This window comes from Halobacterium sp. CBA1126, assembly GCF_009741975.1.
In the GTDB taxonomy this organism is placed as follows: domain Archaea; phylum Halobacteriota; class Halobacteria; order Halobacteriales; family Halobacteriaceae; genus Halobacterium.
Window position 1 is genome coordinate 22,394 of record NZ_WPCF01000015.1, and the last position, 11,996, is coordinate 34,389.

The following is an 11,996-nucleotide window of genomic DNA, read 5'->3' on the forward strand; positions in this document are numbered from 1 at the left end:
GGCATGACCGACGAGACACGCGAGAACGTCCTCCCGGGGTCCGACGGCGAGCTGGACACCGCGGACGTCCGCGGGTACGACTTCCGCGGCGACTTCGACTTCTTCGAGATGCTGGACGCGTACGCGACGACGGGCTTCCAGGCCACCCACCTCGCGGAGGGCGTCGACATCGTGCGGGACATGCAGAACGACGACGCCACCGTCTACCTGACGTTCACGTCGAACATCGTCTCCTCGGGGCTGCGCGAGGTACTCGCGCACCTCGTCCGCGAGGGCCACGTCGACGTCATCATCACCACCTCCGGCTCCCTCACGGAGGACGTCATCAAGACCGCGAAGCCGTTCAAGATGGGCGAGTGGGACGCCGACGAGGCCGCGCTCCGCGAGGAGGGCATCAACCGCCTCGGCAACATCTTCGTCCCCTCGGACCGCTACGTCTGGCTCGAGGAGTACCTCTACGACTTCTTCGAGGACTTCTTCGCCGAGGAGAAGACCCGGACGCCCACGGCGTTCGCGAAGGAACTCGGCGAGACCCTCGACGACGAGGACTCCATCCTGAAGAACGCCGCCGACCAGGACGTCCCCGTGTTCTGTCCGGCGCTCACGGACGCCGAGATCGGGAACTTCCTCTACTACTACCGGCAGGGCTACGACTCCGAGGTCGGCATCGAGATCGTCGACGACTACGACACCCTCATCGAGGAGGGCCTGCTCGCGGACACCACCGGCCTCATCGCGGTCGGCGACGGCGTCCCCAAGCACCACGCCATCATGACGAACCTCTTCCGCGGCGGCGCCGAGTACGCCGTCTACATCTCCACGGGGATGGAGGGCGACGGCTCGCTGTCCGGCGCGCCGCCCGAGGAAGCCGTCTCGTGGGGGAAGATCAAGGACGAGACCGAGACCAACTACACGCAGATCGAGGCCGAAGCCACGCTCGTCTTCCCGCTGCTCGTCGCCGGCGCGTTCGAACGGGATTCGGAGTAGCGCGACTGCACGTACGGGTTCGTTTCTGACGCCTCGAAACCGAACGCGCCCTGCGCACACACTGCCGTCTGAGGCGCAACTGCTGCTCGCGAAACGAATGGTTTTAACGCGCGGCGAATGAACGAGTCGGTATGGCCATCAAGCCCGACTACGTCAAGAAGACGGGGAACATCCTCATGGAGCGATACCCCGACGCGTTCAGCCGCGAGGACTTCGACCACAACAAGGAAGCCGTCACGGAGCTCACGAACGTTGAGTCGAAGGAAGTCCGCAACCGCATCGCGGGCTACATCACGCACAAGCGCGAGTAGTCGTCCGGCTGGGCGCCGGAGAACGTGCCGATTTTTCCACCACCCGAAGGGGTTTCACTACCCGGTTCTGAGAGGTGAGTATGACATCTGTCGGCGTACTCGGTGCGACTGGCGCGGTCGGCCAGCGGTTCATCCAGCTGCTGGACGGCCACCCGGAGTTCGAACTCTCAGTACTGACGGCGAGCCCGGAGAGCGCGGGGAAGCGGTACCGAGAGGCGGCGAAGTGGCGACTCGACACGCCGATTCCCGAGGACGTCGCGGACGTGGAAGTCCGCGCGACCGAACCGAGCGAGATTCCCGACGACACGGACCTCCTGTTCTCCGCGCTGCCGTCGAGCGTCGGCGAGCGCGTCGAACCCGAGCTCTGCGAGGCGGGGTTCGTCGTCTCCTCGAACTCGAGTAACGCGCGGGCGGCCGACGACGTCCCGCTCGTGGTTCCGGAGGTGAACGCCGACCACCTCGACCTCATCGACGTCCAGCGCGACGAGCGCGGCTGGGACGGCGCGCTCGTGAAGAACCCGAACTGTTCGACCATCACGATGGTGCCGACGCTCGCCGCCCTCGACGAGTTCGGCCTCGAGCGCGTCCACGTCTCGACGCTGCAGGCGGTCTCGGGCGCTGGCTACTCGGGCGTCACGTCGATGGAGATCATCGACAACGCGGTCCCGCACATCGGCGGCGAGGAAGCGAAGATGGAGACCGAGTCCCGGAAGCTCCTCGGCGAGTTCACGGGCGCGGACGTCTCGTGGCACGACGCCAGCGTCTCCGCCTCGTGCAACCGCATCCCGACGCTGGACGGCCACCTCGAGAACGTCTTCGTGGAGACCGCCGAGGAGCCGTCGCCCGCCGAGGTCACCGAGGCGTTCGAGGACGCGCCGACGCTGGACCTGCCGAGCGCGCCCGACCAGCTCGTCCACGTCTTCGAGGAGCCCGACCGCCCGCAGCCCCGCCTCGACCGCATGCTCGGCGACGGGATGGCGGTCGCCGCCGGCGGCATTCAGGAGACCGACACGGGCATCCAGTACAACTGCCTCGCGCACAACACCATCCGCGGTGCGGCCGGCGCCAGCTCCTCAACGGCGAGCTGCTCGCCAGCGAGGGCTGGATCTGAGGCCCCGCTCGTTTTAAGCCCCGTTCCCGCGAACCGTCGCCCGTGACTCGCGTCGAGTGGCGACACACCGCCGAGACCAGCTCGTTCCTGCGAGCACTCGCGCTCGCCGCGTTCGGCGCCGTCGGCGGACTCCTCGTCCTCGTCGCCGCGCTCGCGGCGTTCGTCGTCGCGACTTCCCTGCTCGCCGGCGAGTTCGCGGTCCTCGCCGTCGTCCTCGCGTTCGCCCTGCTCGGCGCGCGCCGGCTGGCGACCCACGCCGCCCTCGCGCGCAGCGAGAACGGCGGCCTGCCGGCGTTCCTCTCCGCACGCGAACTCGTCACTGCGAGCGTCGCGTGGGCCGCCGCGCTCGCCGCGCTGCTCGCGCTCGACGCTCCCGTGTGGGCGGTCTTCGCGTGCGTCCTCCTCGCGGTGTTCGGCTGTCTCCCGGTCGCCGCAGCGCTCCGCAGCGAGGGGTACGCGGACACCGAAGCGGGCGTCTTCGAAGCGAACGACAGCGAGGTCTCGCTCGCGGCAGTCGACCGCGTCGACCGCTACGACCTCGGCCCGCTCGCGGTGTTGCGCGTGCGCTACCACGACGGCGCCGGCGGCGCGTCCGCTCCGCGAATCGTCGCCGTCCCGCGGGAACGGGCCGCTCGCGTCCGGGACGCGCTCGAGTCGAGCGACGCGACCCCATCCGAGAGCGACCGGAACCCCGCGATAACGAGAGCGCTGTACGCGTTCGGCGTCGGGTCGTTCGCGCTCGCCGCCGCGTTCGCGTACTTCGCGGCCGCGGAGTCCGGCGACGCGGCGCTCGTCGGTAGCTACGTCGCGGTGTTCGCCGCGGTCTTCGGCGCGCTGTTCTGCTGGCTCGGCTACGTCGAGGGCTAGGCGACGCGGTTCCGCAGCTCCTCGTCGGTGTCGAGCCGCGGGACGTTCGTCGCCACGATGTCAGCGAGCCGGTTCCAGTACTCGGGCGTCTGACCGGCCGTGTGCGGCGTGACGACGACGTTCTCAAGCGTCCACAGCGGGTGGTCCTCCGGCAGCGGCTCGGGGTCGGTGACGTCCAGCGCGGCGCCGCGGATGTGCTCCGTGCGGAGCGCCGAGACGAGGTCCGCCGTGTCGACGACGCCGCCGCGCGCGACGTTCACGAGCACGCTCTCCGGCGGCAGCGTCTCGAAGACGGCCTCGTCGACGAGGTTCCGGGTGGTGTCCGTCAGCGGGCACGCCAGCACGAGGTAGTCGGTGCGCGCGAAGGCGTCGTGGAGCGCGTCCTCGTCGAACCCGACGACTTCGTCCGTCGGGCCGCCCTTCTCGGGCGTGTACCGCACGCCGATTGTGTCCACGCCGAACCCCTCGAGGCGCTCGACGATTCCCTGTCCGATGGCGCCGAGGCCGACGACGGTCACCGTCGAATCGTTCAGTTCGTACGCCTGGTAGTGGCGGAACTCGCGGTTCTGTTGACGTCGCCACCCCTCGTGGAGGCGGCGCGCGAACGTCAGGACGTACCCGAGCACTTGCTCGGCGGCGCTCGGCGCGTGGACGCCCGCCGCGTTCGTCACCGCGACGCCGCGTGACTCGAACGCCGCGAGCGGCAGGTGCTCGTAGCCGGCGAACGCGCCCGCGAACAGCTCCAGCTCCTCGGCCTCCTCGAGGAGCGCCTCGTCGATGTCCCCGCCCGTCACGACGCGGGCGTCCGCGACGAGTTCGCGCTCGTCGGCCGGCGTCCGCGCGAGCGCCACGTCCTGCTCGGGGAGGCGCTCGCGCAGCGCCGCGGCGTACTCCGACATCGGAGAGCCGTGGGCGCCCGTGCGCAGCACTGTGATGTCTGGCATCGCCTCGCTCGTCGGCGCCGACCACCCTAAGCGTTGTGCGACGGGCGCCCTACTCGCCGCTTTACGAAGGGTTTTTGACTCGTGTCAACTACGCGGAAGCGATGAGTGAGTCCGAGGCGCTGTCGTGCGCGGCGAAACTCGCGCGCGTCGTGCTCGACAACTGCGGCCCGCTCTCCCCGGCCGAGGTCGCCGAGGAGGCGCGCCTCTCGGAGGCCGACGCCGCGGACGCGCTCGCGGAGCTCGAGTCCGCCGGCCTCGCCGAGTGCGTCTGCGGCCTCTGCGAGACCAAAGAGCAGGTGTACGCGCTCACGGAGCCCGCAGAGGCGTAACCCTCTTTCTACGCGGCCGCCTACGACTCCGTGCGCGCCGTTTGTCCCCGGCCGAGTCAGTCCATTCGGACGCGATGACCGCTCGGAGAACCCCGGCGTGCGACAGACCGGCAGCCAGACGGCTGCCCGGTTGGTGGCGTCACACACCATCCGCCGCAGCGGCTATCGCCGCTTCGGCATTCGGTGCTTCCGCCGGAAGCACCCGCCTCGCCGGTTCACACCGGCTCGGCAATCGGAGTGCTCACAGAGCACTCCCGCCCGCCACGAGGGTTTCCCGGCCGACGGGGCACGCCGCCCACGGATGAGGTCGGTCGTTAGTGTCGCGGGCGTACACCTTTCGATCTCGTAGATATACGTATATGGCCTATATTACCTGGTTTGGGAGTTTAGGATCAATCATCCGAGGCGTATTCGGTTTCATCGAGGGTGGTGATGGCACGCTCGGACGCTGGGCGACGTTCCCGCCAATTGGGTCTTCCTGTTGCCCTATCGCCGCTCGATACTTCGAGATGCGTCCTGCTGATGTTCGCGGCAGTCGGCGACCACCTGTTCGCATCAAGGCTCACCTAATTCCCATTTTAGGGGGAACGCATATTGTGGGGCGGTGAGGATACACTCGTATGACCGGGTCTTCTGGAGATCCGACACCGCCGGAAGGATTACCGGAGTCCATCGTCGCCGACCTCGACCAACTCACGCCAGAGCAACTCAGGAAGACGATTATCCACGCTCGGGAACTCCTGCAGGCCAGCGACGAAGCCGACTCGCCGATCGAGCCGAGGCCGGGAGAGGACATCATCCGGGTCACCGAACACGACGGCTACACGGAAGTCGTCAAGCGGGTCCGGTGTGCCGACGGGTGCAGTAACTGCCCCCACGGCCCGTATCTCTACCACGTCACGGAAGAACCTCGTCCCGAGGGCGGCACACACACGCACTGGTCGTTCCTCGGGCGGGTCGAAATCGACGAGGAGTGACTCGCAGTACGACTGGCCCCTTGTCGTGAGTCGGCGGTCAGGGGTTCAGTCCCGAGATGGCGGCGCGCGCGAACACGAGTACGGGGATGATTTCGAGGCGGCCGACCCACATGTTGAGCGTGAACATCGCTTCCGCGAGCGGCGACATCGTCGGCCCTGTGATGCCCGAGGAGAGTCCGACGTTGCCCTGCGCGCTCGCCACCTCGAACAGCGCGTCGGCGTAGCCGAAATCCGGTCCGGTGAGGTTCACGAGCACGATACTGGTTGCGGCGAGGATGCCGAGCCACAGCAGCGAAACGATGGCTGCCTCGCTGAACTCCCGTTCCATCGACGCGCGGTCGAGCGTCCGGTCGCCGATGTGCGCGGTGATGACCGCGTTCTTCGGGAGGAACACGCGGGAGAACTGCCAGCCGATGCCGCGCGCGACGGTGTACGCTCGGATGATTTTGATGCCACCGACGGTAGACCCGGCAGCGCCGCCGACGACCATCGCACCGACAACCATCACTTTCGCGCCGGCGAGCCAGCGGCCGATCGGCGCGGACTGGAACCCCGTACAGCTCAGCGCGCTCACCCACTGGAACGTCGAATCCCGAATCGCGTCCAGTTGTGCGGCGTTCAGCGACGGCACGGAGACCGGGAGGAACGACTGCGTGGCGAACGCGCCCGATGTGGACGGAACGGTTAGGACGTTCTGGACCGAGAGTGCCGCGACGCCGACCGCGAGTAGGACGAACAACCACCGTGTCTGGAGGTCGCCGACCAGCTCGCGGACCGACCGGTCTCGGAGCACCACGTAGTGGACGGGGAACGCGATAGCCCCGATGATCATAATCGGGAGGAGGGCAGTTTCGACGAGTGGTGAGTTGTACGTGGCAATCGAGTTGTCCGTCACCGAGAACCCGCCGGTGGTGAGGCCAGTCATCGCGTGATTGAGCGCCTGCCAAGCGACGTCACCGATGCTAAGTGACTGTGCGTACTCGCTGGTGCTGTAGTAGATGGCCGCGAACAGCAGCACGAACGACAGGGCTGTGTAGCCGACGACGAGCTTCCAGACGGTGCGGACGGTGGAGACGACACTCGGATGGATCTTCTCCTCGCGCGCTTCGCTCTGGTAGAGCGCGTAACTCCCGCTACCGGGCCGTGCGAGAATCGAAACGGTGAGAACGATGACGCCGACGCCCCCGACCCACTGGATGAACGACCGCCACCACTGAATCGTTCGGGGCAACGACGGTTCGTGAATCGCCATCGTGAGGCCGCTGCCCGTCCACCCACTCATGCTTTCGAAAAACGCGTGTAGCGGGTCCCGAAAGTAAGCGATACTGGATAGTGTCGTGGTGCCGCCGACGGCGATTGGGTCCCACGCGCTTGTGTCCATCCCGGCCGGGACGAACGCCTCCATCGCGGCTGGTGGCGTCAACCACGCGGTCAGGAAGAACGGGAGCGCGCCGAACGCCGCGACCATCAGCCAGCCGCTGGCAGCGATGACCATTCCGTGTTTAATCCGTGGGTCGGGGGCGTCCGCGAACGCGCGATTCGCTGCGCCGCCGACAGCGGCTGTCACGCCCGCTGCGAGGAAGCACGCGAGCGCGGCGTGGAACTCTCGGAAGCCGAGCGCGACGACCGTCGTGACCGCCATCAGCCCGGCCTCCATCAACACTAGTGACCCGACGTCTCGCGCGATGGTTCGCAAGTCCGCCGGGAGGACGCCGTCGTTCACTCGGGACATCCTACGAGTGGTCTTCCGCGTGGCCGAAGATGTCTGTCACGTCCGGCGTCGCGCCCTCACTGGAGTACACCGTGAGTAGGTCCCCCGCCTCGATGGTCGTGTCTCCACGCGGGGTAACCGGCGGTCCTTCTCCGTTGCGCTCGATGGCGACGACGAGCATCTCTTCGCCGAGGAGCTCTTCTTCGTCGGCCTCGCGCAGCGTCTTCCCGGTGATCGGAGCGTCTGGTTCGACCGTAATCTCGAACACTTCCGCTTCCTCGCCGATGCGCATGAAATCGACGATGGACGGCCGTTTGACTGCGCGATACAGGTACTCGGCGATGAGGCGCTGTGGGTTCTGCATCGTGTTCACGCCGATCTGGCGGAACAGGTTCATGTGCTCGGGGTTGTGGACGACCGAGACGACGTCCGGAACTTCCAGTTCCTGCGCGAGCAGACAGACCATGACGTTCGTGGCGTCCTGGTCGGTCGTCGAGACGAGTGCGTCCGCGCGGTCGGCTCCCGCTTCCTCTAGCGTCTCTTTCGACGTTGCGTCATCGTTGATGACCAAGCAGTCGTAGTTGCGGGACGCACGTTCGGCACGCTCGTCGTCGCGCTCGATGACCACGACTTCGTTGCCACCGGCGGTGGCAATCTCGATGAGTGGGTCACCGATGTCTCCAGCGCCGACGATGACGATGTACATTACCGGCGGTTTTCAAAAGCGATCACCGAAAGGCTACCGTTCTCCTCGGCGGACTACGTTCGGACTACTAGCGGCGGCTACGTCCGTTTCGCTGCAGCGCCGCCGAACCCGTCTAAGGTGTCGTCTCGAATACCGTCCGGAGAGAACACGGAGACGAGGTCGCCGGGTCGAATCTCGGTTCGACCGTTCGCCGACACGACGTCGTCCCCGCGTTCGATAGCGACCACCAGCACGTCCTCACCGAGCAGGCCCTGCTCTTTGGCTTCCGCCAGTGTTCTGCCAGCGACCGGTGCGTCTTCAGTGACGGTCAGATCGACGACCTGTGCGTCGCCGACGAGGCTCAACACGTTCGTCGCCGGCTGTGTGTGCGTGGCGTCCGCCGGGCCGTACGCGTGGTAGGGCTGGTGATACTCCTCTTTCACGAGGCTCTCGTCTTCGATGGCGACGCCGAGGTTCTCGATTTCGCTGGCGATGCGTTGCAGCGACGTGGTGTCTTCGCCGACGACTTTGACGTGGAGGCCGTCGTCCCCGGACATGACGTCACGGACGTTGACGACGCCCGAGATGTCGAGGATTTCTCTCGCCAAGTGGTCGCGTTCGGAGACGCTGACACTGCAGATGTAGAGGCCGGTGAGGAGGCCGTCCGCGCGCTCGTAGTCGATGTGTGCGGGGTACCCGCGGATGATGCCGTGTTGTTCGAGTTGGTTGATGCGGTTCCGAACGGTCCCGGCCGACACGTTCACTTGCTCTGCAATCTCGGTCGCCGTCGTGTTCCGGGCGTCCGACCCGAGATAGTAGAGGGCTAGGCGGTCGATTTCGTCGAGGCGATAATCCATCGTTGGTGGTCGTTCGTTCGCTACCCCAATTGACTTTTCTATCGTTCAACGGGAGTGGCTGGGTTCTGCGACGCTACAGTTCGTAGGACGCGATTTCCGTGGAACCACAGGTGGGGCACTCTGCTGCTGGTTCGTCCAGAGTAGTCCCACAGTTTCGGCACTCGTGCACCGTCTCCGCCTCCCCCGAGATGAGTTGTCGAAGACGGCGAAATACCATGGTGAAATTCCTTTTCCGCACGCCCACTTATAAATATGGATTTGGCAAGTGGGGTTTTATATATGGGTGGACAGTTAGTGACGGGCATGAATCGGACCGCAGACGACGACCCGGACCTCCTCGAACACGTTCTCCTCCCGGTCGCCAACGAAGCGGACGCGCGAGCGACCGCACGGGAACTCGAACCGTACCACCCCGGCCACGTCACGGCGCTCCACGTGGTCGAGAAGGGCGGTGGCGTCCCCGACAAGACCCCGGTCGAACAGTCCGAACAGCTTGCCGAGGACTCGTTCGCTGCGGTCCGCACCGTCTTTCCGGACGCCGACGAACACACGGCCTACGCCCGAGACGTCGCGGGAGCTATCTTCGACGCCGCCGACGACGTCGGAGCAACTGCCATCGCGTACCGCTCTCGCGGCGGTAACCGAATCATGCAGTTCCTGTCGGGCGACCTCTCGCTGAAACTCGTCACGCAGGCTGACCGTCCCGTAATCGCGCTGCCACGCGTCGAATCCGAGGAATGAGCGACGACGAACTCGCCAAGGACCTCGGGCTCGTCTCGGCGATGACCATCGGCATCGGCACGATGATCGGTGCTGGGATTTTCGTGCTGCCCGGCGTCGCCGCGAACGCTGCCGGCCCCATCGTCGTGGTGTCGTTCGTCGTTGGCGGCGTCATCGCCATGGTGAACGCGCTGTCTGTCTCCGAGCTCGGCACCGCGATGCCGAAGGCCGGCGGCGGCTACTACTACATCAACAAGGCGCTCGGCCCGATGTTCGGCTCCATCGCCGGCATGGGTGACTGGATGGGGCTGGCGTTCGCGTCCGCGTTCTACTGCATCGGGTTCGGCCAGTACCTCGTCGTCTTCGTCGGCCTCCCCGGCATCGCGTTTCTCAACCCGATTCAGGTCGGGGCGCTGCTCGCGGGCGTCATCTTCGTCGGCGTGAACTACGTCGGCGCGAAGGAGACAGGCGGTGTCCAGACGGTCATCGTCACGGTCTTGCTTGCGATTCTCGGTGTGTTCGCGGTTGCCGGCTTCGCGTCCTTCGACTACGGCACGCTCGCCGGCAACGGCGGGCTCGCACCGTACGGCACTGGCGCGATTCTGCCGGCGACGGCGCTCGTGTTCGTCTCCTTCCTCGGCTACGCGAAAATCGCTACCGTCGCCGAGGAACTCAAGAATCCAGGCCGGAACCTCCCGATTGCCATCCTCGGCAGCGTCGGTATCGTCACCGTCGTCTACGCGGTGCTGGTCTCGACGATGCTCGGCGTCGTCCCGTGGCCGGAGCTCAGCCAAGACGCGCCCGTCGCGCAGGCAGCCGAAGTCGCGTTCCCGGCATCTCTCGGTCCAATCGGTGGCGTCGCAGCGGCGGCGGCGACGGTGATGACCGTCGGCGCGCTGCTGGCGACGGCGTCTTCGGCGAACGCCTCGATTCTGGCGTCCGCACGGATCAACTTCGCCATGGGGCGGGACAAGATTGTCACAAACTGGCTGAACGAGATCCACCCGAACTACGCCACCCCGTATCGGTCGATTCTCGTGACTGGTGGGCTAATCGTCGTGTTCATCGCGGCGTTGGGGCAGGACATCGAGGTGCTGGCGAAGGCCGCCAGCGTCCTTCACCTCATCGTGTACGCGTTGATGAACGTCGCACTCGTTGTCTTCCGCGAGGCCGATGTCCCCGAGTACGACCCCGACTTTGAGGTGCCGCTGTATCCAATCACACCGATTCTGGGCGCGGTACTCTCGCTGGGCCTCGTCGCGTTCATGGACGCCACCGAGATTGCGCTGTCGGCCGCCTTCGTCGTCGTCGCCGTGGTCTGGTACTTCCTGTACGCCCGCGACAAGACGCCGAAACAGGGCGTCCTCTCGAAGCACGTTCGGAGCCGGGAGGACGAACTATCAGACCAGGTTGTCGAAGCCGCTGACACGGTTGCGCCTACTGGTAGCGACGGCCCGACTGTCATGGTGGCTCTGGCGAATCCGCGGACGGAGAGTGCACTCATCACGCTCGCCGGCGCGCTCGCGGAACACGGGGACGGACGCGTACTCGCCACTCACATCGTCACAGTCCCCGACCAGACGGCTCTGGAAACCGCCGCCGAGGACCGCACACGAATCGACGCATCCTCCGAAGAACTGCTGACGGCGGCGAAGGCGGACGCGGAGGCGTTCGATGTTCCCATCGAGACGCAGACGATTCTCTCCCACCGGGGTATCGAGGAGGTGTTCGACGCCGCGCGCACCTACGACGCGGATACGGTCGTGATGGGGTACGGCGGGGCGCAGTTTGCGGGCGGCCGTGCCGAGGGCACACTTGACGAACTCACTCACGACCTGCCGTGTGACTTCCTCGTCCTGGACGGGCAGGAGCTCTCGCTCTCGGACGTGCTCGTGCCGACAGCGGGCGGCCCGTCCTCGGATTTATCCGCGGAGGTCGCGCGTGCGCTACGAGACACCGTCGGCGTGGACGTTTCCTTGCTGCACGTCGTCGAACCAGGCGAGGAGGATACCGGCCGCGAATTCCTCCGTGATTGGGCGGACGGCCACGGGCTGGCGGACGCGGATCTTCGCATCGAGACGGGTGACGTGGGTACGACGATTGGTGACGTGGGCGCTGACTACAGCCTTGTCGTCGTCGGCGCGACGGAACGCGGTCTGCTGTCCCGCGTCGTCCGTGGCTCGCTGGCCTTCGAAACGATTGAAGCACTGGATACGCCCGTGCTGCTGACCGAACGGCCGTCTGCGCGGTCACTCTGGGCGCGACTGTTCAGTGGTCGATGAGTCGCCTCGCCCGCCCCTCTCGATAACGAAACCGACGACAGCCTGTTCTATGACACCTTCACGACGTTCATCGACCCAATTGCGTTCGGGGGAGAACGATCCACTCCACTTTCACCGAGCCTACTAGTAGATTGTCGCCCGGTAGTGTCGCGGGCGTACATTTCGACCTTTTACGCTGCGCGCTGGCTCCGCCAGCGCTCGGTAAAAGCTCGGCC

Annotated in this window: 11 protein-coding genes and 1 pseudogene; 8 read left to right on the forward strand and 4 right to left on the reverse strand. The window is 66.2% G+C overall.

The window, feature by feature from the left end:
• Nucleotides 1-3 precede the first annotated feature (3 nt).
• The 4 genes and pseudogenes from GJ634_RS03490 to GJ634_RS03505 all read left to right on the forward strand — a co-directional run bounded on the left by GJ634_RS03490 (nucleotide 4) and on the right by GJ634_RS03505 (nucleotide 3,276).
• Nucleotides 4-987 (forward strand): deoxyhypusine synthase, encoded by a 984-nt coding sequence (locus GJ634_RS03490; protein WP_157500528.1) that lies wholly within the window; start codon nucleotides 4-6, stop codon nucleotides 985-987.
• 131 nt (nucleotides 988-1,118) lie between these two features.
• Nucleotides 1,119-1,298, forward strand: a complete 180-nt coding sequence (locus GJ634_RS03495) for a 30S ribosomal protein S17e (protein WP_157500529.1) — start codon at nucleotides 1,119-1,121, stop codon at nucleotides 1,296-1,298.
• An 80-nt stretch (nucleotides 1,299-1,378) separates the two neighbouring features.
• A pseudogene (gene asd, locus GJ634_RS03500) lies at nucleotides 1,379-2,409 on the forward strand (aspartate-semialdehyde dehydrogenase).
• A 42-nt stretch (nucleotides 2,410-2,451) separates the two neighbouring features.
• On the forward strand, nucleotides 2,452-3,276 hold the full coding sequence (locus GJ634_RS03505) for a hypothetical protein (RefSeq protein ID WP_157500530.1): 825 nt from the start codon (nucleotides 2,452-2,454) through the stop codon (nucleotides 3,274-3,276).
• Here GJ634_RS03505 and GJ634_RS03510 read toward each other — a convergent pair.
• Entirely contained in the window at nucleotides 3,273-4,220 is a 948-nt protein-coding gene (locus GJ634_RS03510; RefSeq protein WP_157500531.1) for a D-2-hydroxyacid dehydrogenase, read from the reverse strand. The genes GJ634_RS03505 and GJ634_RS03510 overlap by 4 nt on opposite strands.
• Nucleotides 4,221-4,321: 101 nt before the next feature.
• Here GJ634_RS03510 and GJ634_RS03515 point away from each other — a divergent pair, with 101 nt between their 5' ends.
• Together GJ634_RS03515 and GJ634_RS03520 are read left to right on the forward strand one after the other, a co-directional pair.
• Nucleotides 4,322-4,549 carry a hypothetical protein gene (locus tag GJ634_RS03515; protein WP_157500532.1) on the forward strand — a complete coding sequence of 76 codons (228 nt, stop codon included), beginning with the start codon at nucleotides 4,322-4,324 and terminating at the stop codon, nucleotides 4,547-4,549.
• 620 nt (nucleotides 4,550-5,169) lie between these two features.
• A complete protein-coding gene (locus GJ634_RS03520) occupies nucleotides 5,170-5,526 on the forward strand; it encodes a hypothetical protein (RefSeq protein WP_157500533.1) in 357 nt (118 codons plus the stop codon).
• A 37-nt stretch (nucleotides 5,527-5,563) separates the two neighbouring features.
• Here the strand turns inward: GJ634_RS03520 and GJ634_RS03525 are convergent, their stop codons facing one another.
• From GJ634_RS03525 to GJ634_RS03535, 3 genes are all read right to left on the reverse strand, one after another.
• Complete coding sequence (locus GJ634_RS03525) at nucleotides 5,564-7,258, reverse strand: potassium transporter TrkG (protein WP_157500534.1); 1,695 nt, start codon at nucleotides 7,256-7,258, stop codon at nucleotides 5,564-5,566.
• A gap of 1 nt (nucleotide 7,259) precedes the next feature.
• Entirely contained in the window at nucleotides 7,260-7,943 is a 684-nt protein-coding gene (locus GJ634_RS03530) for a TrkA family potassium uptake protein (RefSeq protein ID WP_157500535.1), read from the reverse strand.
• 77 nt (nucleotides 7,944-8,020) lie between these two features.
• A complete protein-coding gene (locus GJ634_RS03535) occupies nucleotides 8,021-8,779 on the reverse strand; it encodes an Lrp/AsnC family transcriptional regulator (protein WP_157500536.1) in 759 nt (252 codons plus the stop codon).
• A 303-nt stretch (nucleotides 8,780-9,082) separates the two neighbouring features.
• On the opposite strand from GJ634_RS03535, the gene GJ634_RS03540 reads away from it, so the two are divergent.
• Both GJ634_RS03540 and GJ634_RS03545 read left to right on the forward strand, forming a co-directional pair.
• The gene (locus GJ634_RS03540) at nucleotides 9,083-9,520 is read left to right on the forward strand and encodes a universal stress protein (RefSeq protein ID WP_157500537.1); all 438 of its coding nucleotides are present in this window, start codon (nucleotides 9,083-9,085) and stop codon (nucleotides 9,518-9,520) included.
• Entirely contained in the window at nucleotides 9,517-11,781 is a 2,265-nt protein-coding gene (locus tag GJ634_RS03545; protein WP_157500538.1) for an amino acid permease, read from the forward strand. The genes GJ634_RS03540 and GJ634_RS03545 overlap by 4 nt, the downstream gene beginning before the upstream one ends.
• The last annotated feature ends 215 nt before the right edge of the window (nucleotides 11,782-11,996 follow it).

Bases quoted from the DNA above. Each gene is read 5' to 3' on its own strand.
- GJ634_RS03545 (WP_157500538.1), top strand. From the start codon at position 9,517: ATGAGCGACGACGAACTCGCCAAGGACCTCGGGCTCGTCTCGGCGATG.
- GJ634_RS03515 (WP_157500532.1), top strand. From the start codon at position 4,322: ATGAGTGAGTCCGAGGCGCTGTCGTGCGCGGCGAAACTCGCGCGCGTC.
- GJ634_RS03540 (WP_157500537.1), top strand. From the start codon at position 9,083: ATGAATCGGACCGCAGACGACGACCCGGACCTCCTCGAACACGTTCTC.
- GJ634_RS03510 (WP_157500531.1), bottom strand. From the start codon at position 4,220: ATGCCAGACATCACAGTGCTGCGCACGGGCGCCCACGGCTCTCCGATG.
- GJ634_RS03490 (WP_157500528.1), top strand. From the start codon at position 4: ATGACCGACGAGACACGCGAGAACGTCCTCCCGGGGTCCGACGGCGAG.
- GJ634_RS03520 (WP_157500533.1), top strand. From the start codon at position 5,170: ATGACCGGGTCTTCTGGAGATCCGACACCGCCGGAAGGATTACCGGAG.
- GJ634_RS03530 (WP_157500535.1), bottom strand. From the start codon at position 7,943: ATGTACATCGTCATCGTCGGCGCTGGAGACATCGGTGACCCACTCATC.
- GJ634_RS03525 (WP_157500534.1), bottom strand. From the start codon at position 7,258: ATGTCCCGAGTGAACGACGGCGTCCTCCCGGCGGACTTGCGAACCATC.
- GJ634_RS03495 (WP_157500529.1), top strand. From the start codon at position 1,119: ATGGCCATCAAGCCCGACTACGTCAAGAAGACGGGGAACATCCTCATG.
- GJ634_RS03535 (WP_157500536.1), bottom strand. From the start codon at position 8,779: ATGGATTATCGCCTCGACGAAATCGACCGCCTAGCCCTCTACTATCTC.